At 38.1% G+C, this 18610-nt stretch carries 16 protein-coding genes, 1 other RNA gene and 4 pseudogenes; 14 read left to right on the top strand and 7 right to left on the bottom strand.

What is annotated here, in order from left to right; all coding sequences use genetic code 11:
- The first annotated feature begins 123 nt into the window (after positions 1–123).
- The 10 genes from P4S65_RS16550 to P4S65_RS16595 all read left to right on the top strand — a co-directional run bounded on the left by P4S65_RS16550 (position 124) and on the right by P4S65_RS16595 (position 7242).
- Complete coding sequence (locus P4S65_RS16550) at positions 124–378, top strand: DNA-binding protein (protein ID WP_304180361.1); 255 nt, start codon at positions 124–126, stop codon at positions 376–378.
- A gap of 2 nt (positions 379–380) precedes the next feature.
- A complete protein-coding gene (locus P4S65_RS16555; protein WP_337120613.1) occupies positions 381–737 on the top strand; it encodes a hypothetical protein in 357 nt (118 codons plus the stop codon).
- Positions 704–2485 (top strand): replication endonuclease, encoded by a 1782-nt coding sequence (locus tag P4S65_RS16560; RefSeq protein ID WP_337120614.1) that lies wholly within the window; start codon positions 704–706, stop codon positions 2483–2485. The genes P4S65_RS16555 and P4S65_RS16560 overlap by 34 nt, the downstream gene beginning before the upstream one ends.
- A gap of 338 nt (positions 2486–2823) precedes the next feature.
- Positions 2824–3147 carry a hypothetical protein gene (locus P4S65_RS16565; protein ID WP_337120615.1) on the top strand — a complete coding sequence of 108 codons (324 nt, stop codon included), beginning with the start codon at positions 2824–2826 and terminating at the stop codon, positions 3145–3147.
- 274 nt (positions 3148–3421) lie between these two features.
- Positions 3422–3556 (top strand): membrane protein, encoded by a 135-nt coding sequence (locus P4S65_RS16570; protein WP_024590800.1) that lies wholly within the window; start codon positions 3422–3424, stop codon positions 3554–3556.
- A gap of 448 nt (positions 3557–4004) precedes the next feature.
- Positions 4005–5063, top strand: coding sequence for a hypothetical protein (locus tag P4S65_RS16575; protein ID WP_337120616.1), 1059 nt, complete (start codon positions 4005–4007; stop codon positions 5061–5063).
- Between the two features lies 1 nt (position 5064).
- A complete protein-coding gene (locus P4S65_RS16580; protein ID WP_337120617.1) occupies positions 5065–5382 on the top strand; it encodes a DUF2523 family protein in 318 nt (105 codons plus the stop codon).
- A 2-nt stretch (positions 5383–5384) separates the two neighbouring features.
- Positions 5385–6017: a zonular occludens toxin domain-containing protein gene (locus P4S65_RS16585; RefSeq protein WP_337120618.1), complete on the top strand. Its 633-nt coding sequence runs from the start codon at positions 5385–5387 to the stop codon at positions 6015–6017.
- A gap of 38 nt (positions 6018–6055) precedes the next feature.
- Positions 6056–6367, top strand: coding sequence for a hypothetical protein (locus P4S65_RS16590; protein WP_337120619.1), 312 nt, complete (start codon positions 6056–6058; stop codon positions 6365–6367).
- Between the two features lie 707 nt (positions 6368–7074).
- A complete protein-coding gene (locus P4S65_RS16595) occupies positions 7075–7242 on the top strand; it encodes a hypothetical protein (protein WP_337120620.1) in 168 nt (55 codons plus the stop codon).
- A 246-nt stretch (positions 7243–7488) separates the two neighbouring features.
- On the opposite strand, the gene ssrA is transcribed toward P4S65_RS16595, so the two are convergent.
- Positions 7489–7844, bottom strand: a transfer-messenger RNA (tmRNA) gene (gene ssrA / locus P4S65_RS16600).
- Positions 7845–8400: 556 nt separating this feature from the next.
- Here ssrA and P4S65_RS16605 point away from each other — a divergent pair.
- On the top strand, positions 8401–10026 hold the full coding sequence (locus P4S65_RS16605) for a DUF342 domain-containing protein (protein ID WP_337120621.1): 1626 nt from the start codon (positions 8401–8403) through the stop codon (positions 10024–10026).
- Here the strand turns inward: P4S65_RS16605 and rnt are convergent.
- Positions 10010–10702 carry a ribonuclease T gene (gene rnt / locus P4S65_RS16610; RefSeq protein ID WP_337120622.1) on the bottom strand — a complete coding sequence of 231 codons (693 nt, stop codon included), beginning with the start codon at positions 10700–10702 and terminating at the stop codon, positions 10010–10012. The genes P4S65_RS16605 and rnt overlap by 17 nt on opposite strands.
- Positions 10703–10909: 207 nt before the next feature.
- Between rnt and P4S65_RS16615 the strand changes: the two are divergent.
- A pseudogene (locus tag P4S65_RS16615) lies at positions 10910–11787 on the top strand (flagellar protein MotY).
- Between the two features lie 31 nt (positions 11788–11818).
- Here P4S65_RS16615 and P4S65_RS16620 read toward each other — a convergent pair.
- Positions 11819–12699 (bottom strand): annotated as a pseudogene (locus P4S65_RS16620) (DMT family transporter).
- A 215-nt stretch (positions 12700–12914) separates the two neighbouring features.
- Between P4S65_RS16620 and P4S65_RS16625 the strand changes: the two are divergent.
- Positions 12915–14116 (top strand): annotated as a pseudogene (locus tag P4S65_RS16625) (aromatic amino acid transport family protein).
- Between the two features lie 82 nt (positions 14117–14198).
- Here the strand turns inward: P4S65_RS16625 and P4S65_RS16630 are convergent.
- From P4S65_RS16630 to P4S65_RS16645, 4 genes and pseudogenes are all read right to left on the bottom strand, one after another.
- Entirely contained in the window at positions 14199–15389 is a 1191-nt protein-coding gene (locus tag P4S65_RS16630; protein WP_033031018.1) for an amino acid aminotransferase, read from the bottom strand.
- A gap of 80 nt (positions 15390–15469) precedes the next feature.
- Positions 15470–16129, bottom strand: a complete 660-nt coding sequence (locus P4S65_RS16635; RefSeq protein WP_337120623.1) for a GAF domain-containing protein — start codon at positions 16127–16129, stop codon at positions 15470–15472.
- A gap of 56 nt (positions 16130–16185) precedes the next feature.
- A pseudogene (locus tag P4S65_RS16640) lies at positions 16186–17834 on the bottom strand (ATP-binding SpoIIE family protein phosphatase).
- The gene (locus P4S65_RS16645) at positions 17834–18139 is read right to left on the bottom strand and encodes an STAS domain-containing protein (protein WP_008135712.1); all 306 of its coding nucleotides are present in this window, start codon (positions 18137–18139) and stop codon (positions 17834–17836) included. Before P4S65_RS16645 ends, P4S65_RS16640 begins: the two are co-directional and overlap by 1 nt.
- A 135-nt stretch (positions 18140–18274) precedes the next feature.
- Between P4S65_RS16645 and P4S65_RS16650 the strand changes: the two genes are divergently transcribed.
- The gene (locus tag P4S65_RS16650; RefSeq protein WP_007378351.1) at positions 18275–18604 is read left to right on the top strand and encodes a translation initiation factor; all 330 of its coding nucleotides are present in this window, start codon (positions 18275–18277) and stop codon (positions 18602–18604) included.
- Positions 18605–18610: the final 6 nt, after the last annotated feature.

Below are 18610 nucleotides of genomic sequence, written 5' to 3' on the forward strand. Positions count from 1 at the left end.
CCTACCCATTTAAATAAACTTTACATAAATTTAAATAACCAGTATATATAATAAATAACATTTACAGCAAAATGATATAATATAGTACATACATACTATATTAAAGGATTGAGATAGTAAACTATGCACGACAAATTAATTTTATCAATTCCAACCCCAATTCTGACCTATCAGGAATACGCACGTTTACAAGGTATCACTGTAAAGGATGTCGTTAACGCTGTTTTTGCAGGTAGGTTACCAGTATACACCCCACCGTGTTCTCCTGGTGAAAATCCTGCGCGAGTAAAAAAATATATCAACATGATTGCCCTTTATGCCGAAGCAGCAAAAGCAGCAAATATCGATATGACCTTAACTAGCAATCAAGGTAATTAATTATGAAGATGGCAGAGCAACAATCCTTTAAGCCACAAAGAACATCTGCACCAGAGCCTTTTAATCCCCATGTACAAGATTTAAGTGTTTTGTCTGAGGCTGAATTTTCAGATCTATTTCCAGTTGATGCAGCTTGCAAAGCTACTGAATCCATACGGCCAAGAGGAACTGCTACTGATATTGTTAATGGCTTAACTAAAGAGCTACCTAACTACCTTTTAAATAGGGAACAACGCATAGCTCTAAAGAAGTTTAATAAAAAACCCCTAAATTCTTTTTTGATCACAAGTCGTGGCGTAATCAAGTTTTTAAGCGTCACCCACATTTGGCAAAAATACTTAGCACTGGCTTTTCCCTAGTTGAAAAGTTTTATGACCTTGATAAAGCGAATGAAGTCTTAAGTAAGGCAGATAATGCATTAACTCTTGGAGGCTTCAAGTTTGGTGATGATTTAATTGGTGAAATAAAGCTTTCATGCACTGATTCAGAGCTTATTGAAGCAGCAGAAAATAAGGCGCGATTCTGCCAGTTGAAAATAGCACAATTTGGTTATGGGGTTCGTGTATACCAGCAATTAAGTTCTTTTATCAGAACATTCAAGATATCACCGCCAGAATTAGAGTTTAACATGGAGTCAATTATAGGCTCACTAAACCGTTTTGCAGATCCAATATGGTGGCGTAGAAAATTACGCCAAATACAAGCTGAAACAGTTGAGCAAATACATCGCGATTTTAGGCTAGTACACGCAAAAGCCTCTGCATACGCTTCTGACTTTACTGTTAAAAATCGAAGATACCGAAATCGACAAACAGCTGAGATGATGAAAGGCCTATTTGTTGTCCCTGAAAACTCAAATCCTTTTGGGGATTTTGAAACTCTGGCATCAGTCGTTGAGCGCTCACATAATTCAGGAATACAACAAGTATCTGAGATTATGACTTGTAGCCGCGGATTTGAGGAATTTGCAGATGAAATGGGACATGCAAAAGAGTTTTATACAGGGTCTGCTCCAAGTAGGTTTCACTCCGTAAACAAAAATGGTATTCCAAACGATAAATACGATGGCTCTACAGCTAAAGAATGCCAAGAGTATTTTAATGAGAAATGGCGTAGAGCAAGAGCTATATTTGCAAAAGCTGGTATTAGACTTTATGGCCATCGAGTTGTAGAACCTCATCATGATGGTTGTCCACACTGGCACATGCTTTTATTTATGGAAAAAGAGCATGTACATACTGTTCGCAAAACACTACGTACACTTCTAACAGAAGACACCCCTGAAGAGATACCACGTAGCACAACACGATTTAAACCTATTCGAATTAGAAATAGTAAAGGTTCAGCCGCTGGTTACATACTTAAATACATATTGAAAGCAATAACAGGAAGTGGTTTAGAAAGCATAAATTGCTCCAAAGCTGGTCAAATCGACATTGCTCCTGCTGACGCAGCTGAAAGAGCTACAGCTTGGGCAAAGGCTTCCCGAATTAGACGGTTTCAAAAAATTGGTGGTCCCTCTATCACACTTTGGAGAGAACTGAGAATGCTGGGTAAAGGTGATAAAGGTAAATGTGAGGTTGCAAATGCCATGAATACAACTCTTGATAAAATATCTGAATATGCTTTGGAAAAAGTAAGACGTGCTGCTGATTCTGGAAATTGGAAAGAATTCTGTTTAGCTATGGGAGGCGTACAAGTAAAGCGAGATAGTCAGCCTATACGCATTCAATATCATATCCCAGACATAGTTGATGAAATAACAGGAGAAGTTTGTCGCGCAAAAAATAAATATGGAGAACTCGCATCACACAGAATTATAGGTGTTGCATGGGATTCAATAGTTGTAATTACTCGTCGTGGTACATCTCAAATCCTTACAGAAAGAGAGCTTAACGCTCAACGCAAGATGATGGCTGGTGTTTCTGAGCAAATACAAAGTTGGCATGACGACGGCCGCTTATTTGCACCTAGTGAAGAGGAAATGCAGTTCCTTGAATCTTGTGCAATCGAAGATTATCAAAACATGTGTTTATTCATGGACTACGAAGCTTTGGCTTCTAATGTTTTAAGCGACGAAGTCGCGCCCTTGGACTTGTGTCACTAAGTGTAACCAACTGTTTTAATAACAATTTATTCAGATAAGAAATAGGTATATTTATGTCCCCAAATACAGCTTACATCATAAAAGTTAATGACCGTTTTTTTGCGGATTCGGTAAATCATCAAGAGTAAAGACAGCTTGGTGTTTAGCCGGTGCAAATACTTATCAAAAGCACAGCTTAGAAACAGATTTAGCTAAGCTGGAAAAATTAAACAAAAATCCTACAGTTCACGCTGTTTGTGTAACGACTTGAGGCAATTTATGGATTATCAGCAGCGAATTATAGATTTAATAACTTCACAGAAACAATTAATAGAAGACTACTCAAAGGAGCAATAACTATGGCTAGCATCGAAGGTGCAATAACAGATCTAAAACTCGTAAACAAAACGGATGACAAAGGTGTTCCCTTGCCTGTGGCAGGTGAATTTAAGTTTCATACAAAAAGCCCTGCAAGCATTTGGAGTGTAAAGGTAACGCCTGACCAAGTTGAAAGTGGTGTTTATAAGCAACTAGAAAAGCTGCAATCAGATCCTAGTGGCTGGGGCTTAAAACCAGTTTTATTAAACCTTGAATATTACGAAGGCGCTAACGTAGCTCGCCAGATGGAATGGAAAGGCTTCCGACTTAATTCGATTGCTGATACCGAGCAACCAAATAAATAAGTAAAGATAAAAGGTAAAAATTCACCATGCAATGTATTTATTTGAATGCTGACGGCACATTAACTGCGACAACTGAAACACTAGAACAATGCACCGGTTACGTTTTAGTACCCAGCCATGAAGCAGCTTCATATGTTGATAGCGTTCAGATAACGGCTCTTGAAATTGGAGAGTCATTCACTTGGGGCTTCGGCCTCGTTTTAACCCTGGGGTATATTTCTTACAAAGTGAAATTGTCCCGACAATTAATTAATAAATTTTAGGAATTAATATTATGACTGATATTTTTGCTGCTGTTGATATGGCTGGTGTTGCTACTTTCGTTGGTGCAACTGGTGTTTTAATCGTAGGTGTTGCCCTTGCTTATAAAGGCATATCACTTGCAAAACGTGCTGTTTCAAAAGCATAAGGTTTATTTATGGGCGGTTTAATAGTCGCCCTTATCTACACAATCATTGCGTTGATAGGGGCTATTTCTGCTTTCATAGTTTGTAAAAATTTTGGGTGGGGTTAGATTTTTAACCTCACTATCGCTTAACGTCATTTCATACTGCGAGAGTTCATAATGAAGTTACTATTAAATATATTAGCGCTTATTTGCGTTTTTTTGCTTTAAATTGTTTGCTGTCGAAAAAATACTCGCAGAGAATAATGGAGGTTTTACCTTTAATTGTACTTACAACGGTAACGTTGCCCAGGTTAAAGATACAGAGTTTTCAGTTTGTGAAGATGTTATAAAAACAGGCATTCTTCAAGATACAACTTTCCCAAGCGTTTCCAGTGGCTTTACTGATTGGTCTCAAAACGGACCCGCCTCTTGCTCAAGTCGTGACTTGCTAGGGAATGGATCTTATTACATGATTACCTGTATACAAGAATTTATATCAAGTCCTATTCAGCCTGATAATACACGCTCACCTGAGCTTTTTGAGTCATCAAAAGTTGGCTCTTTAGATAACAAGCAACCAGATACATCTTCCTTTATATGCCCAGATCCAAACTATCCTAATGGCCCTACTGAGTATAATTTTGAAATGTGGTGCTACAAGATTGATTCTGACCCTGATTGCCCAGAACCGACCCAAGGCGACTTATTTGTGTCGGGTGTTTCTAATCAATCAACAACTGTATGCTATGATGCCGGCAATAACAGGCAATGTACCATTTTTACAAACCCTGATGGTTCTTATCTTCTACCTATTAGTTATTCTTCACAAGAGCCTGTGACTTGTGTTCCAGACTCAACAGAACCAGTTGAGCCTCCTATCGACCCTCCAGTGGAACCTACTCCTGAACCACAACCCCCAGAAGACCCAGCTGAAGCTGATGACAGTGACAAAACTGAACTTATCGATGCTGCAAATCAAATTAACGATAATTTAAAATCTATAAACGATAACCTAAACATTGGTGTTGATGCTAATGTCCAACGACTTGACCGAATCGCTCAAGAAATCCAAATATCTAATGAGCTTGCTGATCTCGCAAATTCAAAGTCCAATACAAGTAACGAGCTCCTTCTTGATATAAGCCAAAGTGAAAAAGAACAAATTGATGGTCAGAAGGATATTCTTTCAGAACTAGAAAAACTAAATAATACCTCCTACTCTGGCGAATTTAATCCAGATAATTCAGCAAGCTTTTTAGAGTCATCTTACCCTGATGGTTTTGAAGGAGTTTGGAATGAAAAATCTGAAGAATTGAAATCATCTGATGCATATCAGTTCATTCAGCAGTTTCAGTTTCAATCTGGAGGTGCACCACCTCAAACTCAAATATGCTTTAACTTAGGCACTCACATGGACTTTGGTTGTGCGGATTTACCACTTCCATCAGTCCAATTATTATCAATCATTAAAGTTTTTATTTTAATAACAGCCGCATTCTTATGCCGCGCTCTAATATTCGGGGGTTAATATGTTGGATTGGCTTGCACAAAAGTGGGTTGAAATGCAGCAATTTTTTTATAGCTTACTTTTAACTATAGGAACTCTGTTAAAAGACTTGTTTATTTTTATTTATGAGAGTTTTTTAAATATATCTGTTTTGGCTGTTAGTGCCTTAGATGGCTTATTTGATGGACTCGATATAGCTCAACACTTCAGCTCTTTACCTCCAGAAGTTACCTATTACGCTTCAGCACTTGGTTTATCGCAAGCTATGTCGATGATAATTATATCTATAACAATTAGGTTTTTATTACAGCTAATACCATTTATTAGATTAGGGAGTTAAATATGATTCATGGCATAACTGGCCGAACTGGTGGAGGAAAAAGTTATGAGGCTGTTGTTCGGCATATAATACCTACTGTCACAGAGCACAAGAGAAAAGTAGTAACTAACTTACCTTTAAATGTAGATCATTTTTGCCTTATTTATGGTGACTATTGCAGAGACTTGATTGAAGTTATTGATGGGGAGTTTCATAACTATGGGGGGCAACGTCCTTTTTCAAAAAAAGAGCATTACCTTCAATATGAACATTGGCAGAATGAGCAAGGTAATAGGGTTTATTTTTTTATAGACGAATGTCACTTTGCTTTACCATCTCGGTCATGTGATGCCGAAGTTAAACAATTTTATGATGTTCACCGTCATTACGGTTTTGACATAATGCTCATTACTCAGAATTTTAGGAAGGTAGACAGAGATATACGTGATTTAGTATCTAATCATTATCGTGCTATAAAAAAATCAATGATGGGTCAAGATGATAAATATATTTTAAAAGTCCACGACGGCCATTCTCAGTCTAATTCTTCTGTTATAGCAACACACGAACGAGAATATGAAAAAAATATTTCAAATTTTACCGTTCACATACTAAAAGTGACCAAGCTATCAAGGAGGCAGCTCCAAGTGATATAAAGAAGTGGTACGATAATTGGTTTATTAAAGGCTCTGCTTTGTTACTGTTCTTCTCCCTAGTTATCTTTTATTCAGCTTTTCAAAAACAGTCTGAAAAAACAGAAGCGAACACTGCAATAACTAAGCCTTCAACTTCAAATCTATCTACAGCTAACTCTAGCTCAGTTCCTCCACAACTTTCTTCTACGTCTTTTTTAACGCAAGAGCATAAAGAACAATTGAAAGAACTTGCAGACATTAAAGAAAAACAGCGTCAAGAAGCTTTACAGGAAGAAAAAAGCATCCTTTTTATAAGGTCTCGCTACATATATCTGGCTGGGCAGAATACTCAGATAGAGGTCGAATTATAAAAAATTATTATTTATCTGCTAGTCAAAATGGTCAGTTCGTTTTTGAAATTTCTATCCGTGACCTACTACTTGCTGGCTATTACGTATCTGTTAAATCCCAATGTTCAATTGAGGTTAAATTTAGAAACTACCATGATTTTATAACTTGTGATTCACCTAGGGTAGGTGCTTTTGACGAAGCCCCAAAAGAGTTATCAGAATAACGGGGAGGGACCCGCTTGCGGGAGGGGAACCTGTTATTCTGATAATTTCTCTTGATACATCAAACTTATTTCATCGAACACTAGCTGTTATTGCTACGGTGACAAATCGCAGTGAACTAATCTTACCCTGCGCCGGCTGTTATTTTTACGGTGACAAATCGCAGTGAACCAACCTTACCCTACGCCGGCTGTTATTTTCATGGTGACATATCGCAGTGAACTAACCTTACCCTGCGCTGGCTGTTATATTCACGGTGACAAATCGCAGTGAACTAACCTTACCCTTCGCCGGCTGTTATTTTCACGGTGACAAGTTTTTATATGTGTAATGTGCATTACATGTATTTTAATTGTGTAATGTGCATTACACTAAAAGTTACTTTTTGAGCAATTCTAAGGCTTATATAGTAATTATTTAGTTTTACTTCGCAGCCAAATTTAAACTCTTTACTAGATTTATAATATCCCCTACCTTATCTATACGTTTTTTAATAAGGACTGAAAATGACATTACCTGACAATAATAAACCGTTTGATGATTTAACTTCTGAAGAACAAGAAGAAGTGATGCAAGAGCTCGATGACGTTTTATCTAACAAAGATGGTAAACTTGAACAAGCTTTTAAAGAACATTGGAAGACTAAACATTCGTCATCAAAAGTTAATGACTAACGCCAGGCTAAACTATTGCTATGGCGAAGCCATGTAGACCTCACAAAAATGCCTGATTTACCTCCTGGTTAACTAGGTCGTAACCAAGCGAAGCGCATCATAAACTATTTTTGCACGGAACCGCGCAAAGCGCCCCTGATAAACCTTTATAAATCCAATGTGGGCACTAAGTGGACAAGTGCAATAGAAATAAAAAAGCCAGTTAGAGCAATATACTCTAACTGGCTGTTTTGTATCACTTTAAAGTGGTGGAGCTGGGGGATTTGAACCCCCGTCCGAAAAGCCTCAACCGTCGGTACTACATGTTTAGTATCGTCATTTAATTAACCTTTAAATCTCGGACGAACACGATAGATAAAGGCGAGGCCGCTTAGTTTTAACGCTTCAACCCCGGCCAGGGTTTCCGTCGCGATCAGGTGTTAGGGTGACACTCCAAAATCCAGTCCACAAGAATACATGGAAGGAGCGCTAGCTAGCCTAAGCTGCTAGAGAGTAGTTATCGTCGTTTGCGATTACTTTAGGTTGCGGCTGTTTAACGAGGCAAACCGCACCTCGACATGCACCTTGGGCGTCTTGAATTCCGTCGAATCCTAATCAGCCCCTGAATCAGTAAACTCATTCAGAGCGTGCGAGCAGTATAACTGAGTAAGGCGCTGATACTCAAGAACTAACTCGCTTTTATTTTATCTGTTAGGACTCGCTGACCTTTTAGGTTGAAATTTGTTCTATATAGAGGTGATTTAATTGCGGCGTGAGGTTTGTAGCCTAGCAGTAGGTAGTAGGCTAAGTAAAAATCGAGCAACAATGAGTAAATAGCCCTTGGAGCGAGCCCAAAGGACAGCGTATGTTTGGCATTTATGCTACGTTATCGCCTATCTATGGGGAACAACCGCACAGCATAGGCTTTGCCTTGCATAAAAACCAAATACACTTCGGCAAATTTAACTTCAAAAAATAAGCAGGCCCTCATACTAACTGGCTATTAAATAATCATATTTTTATAAATAGCTGCATAGTTAAACAACATTTACTTAACACGAGACTCTAGTTGTGCTCCAATAGAGTGCTGGCTTTTTTGATCGTATTAAAAATGCACCTTAAAGCAATGAAAAAATATAACAATTATAATAACAAGCACATTAAGTAGGGAATAAATAAATGTCGGTTTTTTCATTTAATGAAGAAACGGGGTACTTATCTTTAATAGCACACCCTGTTGATAGTGGTTTTCCAATAACTGCAACGCAGTTAATTGAACTGCTAGAACAATCTGACTACTGTGATTTTGACGTTATTTCGGCCAACATTGGTAAACTTTTTTCTCAAAGCAAAGATTATAAAGAAGAGTCGTTAATTATTGCTCAGGCTGTAAATGCAACTGTTGTTATTAATATCGATGAAAAAGGCATGGTAGCAGAAGCAACCATTACCACTACAAAAGGTGGTTTATTATTATCGATGGAAGGTGCGCAAAAAGCACTGGCTGATGCCGGTGTTAAAAAAGGAATAAGCCCTCGCGCGCTTGATTCCTTTTTAGGTCAACAGTTTGAACAACCAGCTGGAAGCTCTTACAGTGCAATAATTGCTCACGGACGTAACCCTAAAGATGGCAAAGATGCTAGATTTGTTCGTTTATGCTCAACAGCCCAAGATCGTGTGCTTAGCCCTCAAGCAACTCAAGGCGGTAAGGTTGATATGAAAAACCTTGGCGCAATCATCACGGTAAAACCAGGTACACCTCTTATGCAGCGCATACCCGCCACTCGCGGTGAAGATGGCTACACTATATTTGGTGAAATTATTCCTGCAACACCAGGAAAAGAACATCAATTACAACCTTTCGAAGGGACTAAAATAGACCCCAACAACCCAGATATACTTATTGCAGATTGCAAAGGTGTACCCGTTGCTTTGCCTCGCGGTATGCGTGTAGATGATGTTTTATGCTTTGATAACATTGATGTAAGTACTGGCCATGTCGATTTTGATGGTAGCGTAATAATCAGCGGTGATATAAAAGACGGTATGCATGTTAAAGCAAACGGCGATATTACCGTTATAGGGTTTGTAGAATCAGGTATTGTTGAGAGCAAAAGTGCAGTAACAATTATGCAGGGGGCTATTGGTCGAAAACGCGAAAACAATGAAACATTTACATGTCATATTACAGCTTTGCGTACTATTTCAATTGGCTACGCTCAATATTGTAATATAAAAACAGAACAAGATTTATTTGTTGAACGTCAAGCACTGCATTGTGATATGAGTGCAAGGCGGTTAATACGCGTTGGTAAAGCAGATAAACCTCGCGGTAAAATTATTGGTGGCAATATTTTAGACGCTATGCGTATTGAAACCGGCGAACTCGGTGCACCAGCGGGAACAAAAACTCGTGTGCTTTTAGCACAAAACTGGTTTGAACTTCGTGACAAGCAGATCCAGATTGCTGATTTTGAAAAAGTGCTTGCAACTAAAGTAACTGCTTTAAAACAAGCTCGTAAAAAAGCGGGACAAGTTGCAGAGCCCACTCAGCGTCAGCAGTTATTGAATAAAATAACCGAAAATGAACAACATATAAAAGCACGTACAGAGCATGTTAATCGTCAAAAATTGTTGATTAAGCGAAAAATCACGCAATTGCTTTCAAGTTGCCGCTTAAAAGTGAATGAGTTAATGCACCCAGGGGTAGAGCTTAAAATAGCAAAAGATTCAAAACAGTTTTCGCGTATTTATCCACCCCATTTATTAAAACTAAATGAAGGAAAAATTACTCAGTCATTTTAGTTTCTGTGCCATCTTGTGTATCCACTTCGGCGTCACTATCATCTAGTGGCGCTAACGGCCAACCACCTAGTTGCTGCCAACGGTTTACAATTAAACAATACAGCTCAGCGGTACGCTCGGTATCATAAAGTGCTGAATGTGCTTGGCTGTTATCAAATTCAATACCGGCAGCGCGGCATGCTTTAGCCAATACAGTTTGCCCTAACGCAAGTCCTGCAAGAGTGGTTGTATCAAAACTTACAAAGGGATGAAATGGTGTTCGTTTTATATTATTACGCTCTATAGCTGCATTTAAAAAGCCATGATCAAACGCTGCGTTGTGCGCCACAATAACAGAGCGTTGACACCCTGCTGCTTTTTGAGCTTTGCGTACCACTTTGCAAACTTCTTTAATAACGTCTTCTTCTAGCACTGCGCCGCGTAATGGCGAAAAGGGATCGATACCATTAAACTCAATTGCAGCTTGCTCTATGTTTGCGCCTTCAAATGGCTCTACATGAAAGTGCACGGTATGATCTATGCTGAGCAACCCTTCGTCATCCATTTTTAAAACTGAAACGGCAATTTCTAGTAAAGCGTCTGTATTTTTATTGAAGCCCGCTGTTTCAACATCAATTACAACCGGAAAAAAGCCACGAAAGCGTTTTGCGAAAAGTGTTTGCTCAGTATTTGCCATAGTATTCTTGGTTTATAGGTATAAGCCCACTATTATGTCAAAAGTGAGTACCTTTCGGCTAGTGCATTGCTAGATTAATTGCGCCTTAAATTGTAGGCATGTAATTTGCTTTAAAGTTTAAGCTAGCTAGGTGTTATTGACCTTGAAATATAATTACTCTGTATTTTGCCAAATTATTGGCATGAAAGATGTGTTGGAGCATGCCCCATGAAGTTTAAGTTGCTATTAATTAGCCTGAGTATCACCAGCGCACTATGCCATAGTAGTGCCTATGCTGCTATGCGCCAATATACAGCTAATCAAGATAACTCTAACTGGGAAGTGGTTAAAACAACAAGGCTACAATGCCAATTAAATCATGAAGTTCCTTACTATGGAGAGGCTATTTTTAAAGCTTCAGCAAGTAAAAACAAAAATCTCAGCTTTCATTTAGATATGGTTGTCAGGCCTGAAAATTATGACATAGCGGGTTTAAAAGCAGTCCCCCTACTTGGCGTGCGGGCTTACCTACGCGCGATATTGCCAATATGAAGCTACTCAAAAAGTTTGACGGTGAGCTAGACAATAAAACATCATGGGAAATGCTAACCGAACTTGAAAAGGGCTTTTACCCTACCTTTTACTATCAAGACTGGCAAAACAGTGCCGATAAAATTGCCGTTGGTATTTCAAGTGTTAATTTTAAACAGGCGTATTGGGCATTTTTACAGTGTCGAGATGAATTACTCCCTTATAGCTTTGAAGATATTTCATTTACCATTATGAATTATCAATCAAATAGCAGTAAGTTAACTAAATCTTCGCAGCAGCGTTTAGATAAGATTGCCGAGTATTTAAAAAACGATCCGAGTATTGAATCCATTAGCATTGATTCGTATACCGATAGCTATGGTGGACGTTGGAATAACCTTGACCTTTCACGCAAACGTGCAAAATCAATTAAAGATTACATGGTTAGTTTAGGTGTTGATGAAGCAAAAGTGCAAACAACTGGTTTAGGTGAAAAACGCTTTGTGGATACAAACGAAAATATTTTAGGGCGTAATAAAAACCGTCGTTTAGTTATCCAAATAGCTAAAATGTGATCACACTGAGGGCGCTTTTAGTCTTGGGTTTTTAATTTGTCGATTTCAAAAATTTGTCTCCAAATTGAAAAAAACCTAAACTAATCAAAATAATAACAGCGCCTATCAGCAACTCTCGACTAAGCATTTCATTATTTAGCCATGCACCTAACCCTAAAGCAAAACTGGGGGTAATTAAGGTAGTAAGTGCTACTGTACTTGCATTTAAGTTTTGTAAAACATGAAAGTAGGCAAGCGCACCGATCAGTGATCCAAACACGCCTAAATACCCAATAGCCCAAAGTGATTTTGCGCTCCAATTTGCAGTATTCAACTCTCCATCGAGTAACCACCACGCTATAAAAAATAGTGGCGTTACAAAAACTAAAGCACCAAAGGTGGTCGCCATTGGGTGAATTGCTATTTGTACTCGCTTTATCATTACCCCACTTAAGCTAAAAAACACACAGCCATAAACACATAAAGTAGGCCTATACCTTGGGTTTGTGAGTGCTGCACTTGATTGTAACTAACAAAATATAAACCGATTAATGCACATGCCAGTGCCGTTAACTTAATTGGGCTAAATTTGGGTTCGTTTAGTAGTTGCTGAGCGAGTAATCCCGACAAAATCGGCGCTAGACCAAACATGAGTGAGATAATTCCTGAGGGAACCGTTTTGGCAGCCATATAGCTAAGTAACATGCCACCAAAAATACCAATGCTCGAATAAAAATAAAGCAAGCACGCATTTTTACTCCAAGGTACTCTAATATTCGTAATAGCAACTATTAAGCCGCCTATAAACAATCCCACAAGCATACGCATGAGGACTGCAAGTGTTGGCGATACGCTTTCGCTGCTCCACACTATCCCTAGCGGCGTTGTAGACCATATGAGAACCATTAAAAAATACGAAGCTTTAACAGGCACGTGCCATCCCTATGCTTTTTATAAATGAATATATTAAAGAATAAATTATACGCTCACTACTGTATTTTAGTACTTTTTAAACACTAAATGCCTTAATAAATACAGCTGTAAATTGTAAGTTACATTTTAATTGCAGCGTTTTATTATAAAACTATTTAAGTTTTAGGTAACTAGTTATATCGTGCATGTATATTAATAATAATTAAGGTAATTAAGTGCTTAAAAATAAAACAATAGGGAGCATGTTAATTGTTGCAGGAACCACTATTGGTGCCGGAATGCTAGCATTACCGATTGCTTCTGCCGGTCTTGGTTTTAATACCGCATTAGTGCTAATAGTCGCGAGCTGGATGTTAATGACTTACACAGCGTTGCTTATGTTAGAGCTTCATCAGTACGCACCACGTGATGCTACTTTAAATACTTTAGCTAAACTTTGGCTTGGAAAACGCGGGCAGTATGTGGCTAATTTTTCGATGATTTTCTTATTTTATGCACTTTGTGCCGCTTATATTGCAGGTGGCGGAGCACAGCTCCAAGAGCGTATAAATATAGGTTTAAGTGTGAATATAGCACCACAACTTGGTTCAATTGTATTGGCGGTCATAATTGCGAGTGTAGTAACACTAGGCACCAGTAAAGTAGATAAATTAAACAGGGTGTTATTTACAATAAAAATCATTGTACTTGCTAGCTTGTCCTATATGTTAACGCCCTACGTTCAAGGTAAGCACTTATTAGAGATGCCAGTAGAGCAAGGCTTAATATTGTCAGCGATCCCCGTTATATTTACCTCATTTGGCTTTCATGGCTCTATTCCATCTATTGTTAAATACGTAGGCCTTGAAATAAAAGTACTGCGCAAAGTAATGATCGCGGGTGCTGCTCTGCCTTTAGTGATTTATATTTTTTGGCAATTACTGAGCCAAGGTATTATGAGCCAAGCTGATTTACTCAACAGCCAAGGCCTTAATGGGTTTGTATCTAGCGTGGCAGGTATTGCGCATAACCCAAACGTAACGACCGCCGTTAAGTTATTTGCTGATTTAGCCCTTGCAACATCATTTTTAGGCGTGAGTTTAGGTTTATTCGACTTTTTGCCGATGCATTTAAAAAAGGTGACAATAAAACAGACCGAATTAAAACAGCCTTAATTACGTTTATGCCACCACTTGGCTTTGCATTATTCTATCCACAAGGCTTTATTATGGCTTTAGGTTATGCGGCAATTGCACTTGTTGTTCTTGCTGTATTTTTACCCGTTGCAATGGTTTATAAACAGCGTACAACATCAAATAAAACAGGCTACAAAGTCAAAAGTGGGAATGTTGGGCTTGGCATAGCAGCGATATGTGGCATAACGATTATTGCTGCGCAGTTTATGCAAATGGCGGGGCTTATTCCTGCTATCGGTTAAAGGTTACTGCTTTTTGTTTAAATTTAGATAATAAAAAACCGCACATCATATTATGATGTGCGGTTTTTTATACTAACTGCGTTTATTTACAAACGTCAGCTACAGCATTTGAAAAGTATTCAATATTTGAATGACTAATACCTGCAACATTTACGCGGCTTGAGCCAACAATGTAAATACCGTATTCTTTTTGTAGGCGAGCAATTTGCTCTTTATTAATACCTAAGAAAGAAAACATACCGTTTTGACGTTCAATAAATGAGAAGTCTTGCGCAATATCTTTAGTTGCTAAGCTTTCTTTAATTAAGCTACGTAAACCGTTTATGCGGCTACGCATTTCATCAAGCTCAGAGTGCCATAATTGTGTAAGCTCTGTACTGCTTAAAATAGTATTAACAATATCAGCACCATGCGCTGGCGGCATTGAGTAAATACTACGCACAACGCTTAGCATTACAGAGTTGGAAATATCTGCTGTTGCGCTGTCTTTTGCAATTAGTGAACATGCACCAATACGCTCGCGGTATAAGCCAAAGTTTTTAGAACATGAAGAACAAATAATTAGCTCTTCTACTGCATCAGCTAAAATACGTAAGCCACGTGCATCTTCTTCAAGTGAAGCACCAAAGCCTTGGTATGCAATATCAACAAGTGGTGTAAAGCCAACTTCTTTTGCAAGTTCAGCAACTGTGTTCCACTGTGTTTCGTTTAAGTCCATACCGCTTGGGTTATGACAACATGCATGCACTAAAACCACATCACCTTTAGGCACTTGTTTAAGTGTGTTGATCATTTCATCAAACAGTAAGTCTTTGTTTTCATAATCGTAATACGGGTATTCTTTTACTGTTAAGCCTGCCGCTTCAAACAAGCTAATATGGTTAGCCCATGTTGGATTAGTCACCCAAACAGTCGCGTTAGTATTACAACGCTTAATAAATTCAGCTGCAACGCGAAGTGCACCTGTACCACCAGGAGCCTGCGCGGTACGCACGCGATTTGCTAGCAATGCTTGATGTTCGCCTAGTAGTAACTGCTCCATCTTTTGGCAGTAATCTAAGTTACCCGCTAAACCAATGTAAGATTTGCTCATTTCGTTTTCAAGACGAAACGCTTCAGCTTTTTTAACCGCTTTGAGTACCGGTGTATTGCCTTGCTCATCTTTGTAGACACCTACCCCTAAATCAATTTTATTAGGGTTTGTATCTTGTTTATAGGCCGCCATAAGGCCAAGAATAGGATCTGTTGGTAATGGTTTTAATACTGAGAACATTGGCTATCTCTTATCGTTATTTAGGGGTTAGCTGTTAGCCTAAGCTTAACATAAAAGCACGTCACATTGACTAGTGTTATTTACACTAGAAAGTGAGGAATTTTAATACAACACGCAATTAAAACGGCAAGTGTCTTGTCATCAAAAAAGTCATTTTTAAAGGCTTCTGCATCTATAATACCAACGCATTCATTTTGCGCGTTAAATAGAGGTAAGCAGGTTTCTGATTTAACTTTAGGATCGCATGTGTAGTATTCACCACCTTGTGATAAATACGCCTCGACGTTATTGATAATACGACCATGGTGAGATAACGCTACCTGTACATTGTTGCTACCAGCAGCAAAAGCTTCTGTTAATGGAAACAACGGACGACTTGGCACCCCATGATAAGCCAATTTGAGCAATTGCTTACCTTCACTGGTATTGGTTGATTGATAAATACCATACCAGTCGACACCTGTTTGCTGCTCAATATAGCTTACAATACTTTGTAGACTAGCTAGCTTAAACTGTGTTTGCTCATCACTTTTAAGGTAGTCAGTTAATTTGAATGGCTCATCTTGTAGGTAACCAAATAAACTACACGCACCGCCCTCGCCAAGCTCAGGTATTTGATACTCCCAACGCACATCAGGCAAAACTGTGTTTGTAAGATGCAACTCAAGCTTTTCAAGCTCTGTTGAAATCAAAGTAGGATTTGCACTTAGTTGTGCTTGTTTTAGGTAAGAAGAAATCATTTAGCCATCCATACATCTAGAGTTTTCAGAATAATAGCATGGATATTTTTACAGAGCTAGCTCAACTTGTAACACATTTCTACCTGATTCCCACTGGCATTGTAAGTTACTTTCTCGGCTATCTCTTTAAGTAATGACAAACCTCGACCAAATTCACTATTCGTAGCAGAAAGTTCACTTTCACCACGATTAAAACCTCGACCCGAGTCGCAAATAATAAAATATAAACTTAATGTATCTGGGCAATAACGCATATCTATAATAATCATCGCATCTGACAACGCTGCGAGGGCTTTTTCTCTCATCTCATAGTATTTAAAAAAACCATCTTCTTGTAGTTTAATGCTTGAGTCTAAACCCAATACGCCATGGTCAAGCGAATTATTATAAGCTTCAGAAAGTAATAAAAATATATTTGAACGATGATCTTTTAATCCGCCTACCCCGCTTAAAATATTAACTAAATCGTATACGGGATCGGTTTGCTTTATTTGCTTAGCATTTAAACTTAGCGACAAATTAAATGCTAACGTTGAAAACGTCTCTCTAACCTGCTCTTGCGAAGCAAGAGGCAAACAATTAAGTAAAACAATACTGACATCATCTTGTTGCTCGCTCCCATCCGCAAACTCACTCACATATCCAACTATGTTTTCACAGCTAACCATGGGTTTACTTTTTAACGTTTCTAAAAAGCGTTCTTCACCAAAAAAACATCATTTTTATTAGTTGTTTCTATAATCCCATCTGTTGCAAATGCTAAACGAGTTTCATGATCTGTTTCAAAATGAATAACTTCGTGCTCAAACTCATCTTCATCTAAAATACCTAATGCCATATGTTGAGATTCAAGGACTTGCTTAACATCACCATTTTGATCAATTAAATACGCATCTGGTAATCCGCCTAACCATGCCGATATGCTTTTCCCAGAAGAACTAAGCTCTATAATTGTTGCCGCACAAAACATATGACCAGGTAGTAAGTTATAAAGTAACGTATTAATTTCAGAGGCGACGTCGTTCACAGCCATACCTTTACTTACCATTCTATAAAAGGCACGCGAGGCAGGTAATGCACCAATAGCAGCAGCTAAACCATGCCCCGTAAAATCGCCAAGCATACAGTAAAGGTTACCAATGGGACTTTGTGCAACTAAAAACATGTCTCCATTAAACATAGATGCAGGTGATAGGTTGAAATCGAGGTGGTCTTTAAATTTATCTTGATTTTCGAGTGAGTTATTAAAAATATGTTCAATAATCTCATGCTCTCTTTCGTTTTGGTTGTGATGATATTGAAGAAGTTCTTTTTGTTGATTGGCTTTTTTACTCAATTGGCGAGTGCGGCTGTGCGCTTTAATTTTTGCATGCAAAATAACTTTTTCAAAAGGCTTTTGAATAAAGTCATCTCCGCCAACTTCTAAACAGCGCTCAAAACTACCTTGATCATCCAAAGAAGTAATAAAAATAATCGGTAAGTAAACTTCATCAAAGCGTTGTTTTATTTTTTGAGCTGCTTCAAAGCCATCCATTACAGGCATTATTACATCAAGTAAAATAATATCTATATCTTGTGTTTCAAGCACTTTTAATGCTTCAAGACCGTTATACGCCATCGATATTTTGTAGCCGTCCTCCTCAAGCATCTTACTTAATAAGATTCGGTTAAGCGCCTGATCATCAACAATAAGCACATGGACCATCAGCAAATATCAAACTTTTTATCAAAGCGTGAAATTTGTAATATTTTTCGTAACTGTGGCTGACAATTACTTATCTCAATTGTACCTACTTGGCTTTCTATTGTTTTTTTCATGTTAAGTAACATGCCTAATGCCGAGCTATCCATGTACTCTGTTTCTCTTAAATCAACAATTACTTTTACTATATTTTCATTTATTTGAGCGTAAGCTTGTCGAAAAGATTGCACTAAATTAAAGTCAAACTTACCCTTAATTTGTATTGTTAAGGTCGTTCCATCCGCTGATGTGCTCTTAGTTAAGTTCATATATGGGTTCCAATAATATTTCCTTTAAACTAAATATAACCTGTTAAAACTAATTAGCAAAAAGAAAAACACACTAGCGCAAATTTGTTATCATTTGAGCCATTGTTTAATTCATTTTATCTATGTAGGTTAGGTATGAGTGATAATCACTTAGTATATTCGACGGATTCTGGGCGCATTAGTCAGCCTAAACCAGAAAAAGAAAGTACCGGAAAAATTTTTAAAGATGGTTTTTTGCGTATTGAACGTCAAACAAAAGGACGTAAAGGCAAAGGAGTTATGCTGGTTGTTGGAATAGATGCAAAAGATCATGATTTAAAAAAGCTGGCCAAAACAATTAAAAGCAAAATGGGCCAAGGTGGGGCAGTTAAAGATGGCACTATTGAAGTTCAAGGTGATGATCGAGACAAGCTAAAAGCGATTCTCGAAGGCTTAAAATTTAAAGTGAAAATTGCGGGTGGCTAAACCCGC

This window comes from Pseudoalteromonas sp. B131b, from assembly GCF_037162545.1.
GTDB classification, from domain to species: Bacteria; Pseudomonadota; Gammaproteobacteria; order Enterobacterales; family Alteromonadaceae; genus Pseudoalteromonas; species Pseudoalteromonas fuliginea.

Excerpts from the sequence above, each read along its gene's own strand:
- P4S65_RS16550 (WP_304180361.1), top strand. The coding sequence starts at position 124 with ATGCACGACAAATTAATTTTATCAATTCCAACCCCAATTCTGACCTAT.
- P4S65_RS16555 (WP_337120613.1), top strand. The coding sequence starts at position 381 with ATGAAGATGGCAGAGCAACAATCCTTTAAGCCACAAAGAACATCTGCA.
- P4S65_RS16565 (WP_337120615.1), top strand. The coding sequence starts at position 2,824 with ATGGCTAGCATCGAAGGTGCAATAACAGATCTAAAACTCGTAAACAAA.
- P4S65_RS16570 (WP_024590800.1), top strand. The coding sequence starts at position 3,422 with ATGACTGATATTTTTGCTGCTGTTGATATGGCTGGTGTTGCTACTTTC.
- P4S65_RS16575 (WP_337120616.1), top strand. The coding sequence starts at position 4,005 with ATGATTACCTGTATACAAGAATTTATATCAAGTCCTATTCAGCCTGAT.
- P4S65_RS16580 (WP_337120617.1), top strand. The coding sequence starts at position 5,065 with ATGTTGGATTGGCTTGCACAAAAGTGGGTTGAAATGCAGCAATTTTTT.
- P4S65_RS16585 (WP_337120618.1), top strand. The coding sequence starts at position 5,385 with ATGATTCATGGCATAACTGGCCGAACTGGTGGAGGAAAAAGTTATGAG.
- P4S65_RS16595 (WP_337120620.1), top strand. The coding sequence starts at position 7,075 with ATGACATTACCTGACAATAATAAACCGTTTGATGATTTAACTTCTGAA.
- P4S65_RS16605 (WP_337120621.1), top strand. The coding sequence starts at position 8,401 with ATGTCGGTTTTTTCATTTAATGAAGAAACGGGGTACTTATCTTTAATA.
- rnt (WP_337120622.1), bottom strand. The coding sequence starts at position 10,702 with ATGGCAAATACTGAGCAAACACTTTTCGCAAAACGCTTTCGTGGCTTT.
- P4S65_RS16630 (WP_033031018.1), bottom strand. The coding sequence starts at position 15,389 with ATGTTCTCAGTATTAAAACCATTACCAACAGATCCTATTCTTGGCCTT.
- P4S65_RS16635 (WP_337120623.1), bottom strand. The coding sequence starts at position 16,129 with ATGATTTCTTCTTACCTAAAACAAGCACAACTAAGTGCAAATCCTACT.
- P4S65_RS16645 (WP_008135712.1), bottom strand. The coding sequence starts at position 18,139 with ATGAACTTAACTAAGAGCACATCAGCGGATGGAACGACCTTAACAATA.
- P4S65_RS16650 (WP_007378351.1), top strand. The coding sequence starts at position 18,275 with ATGAGTGATAATCACTTAGTATATTCGACGGATTCTGGGCGCATTAGT.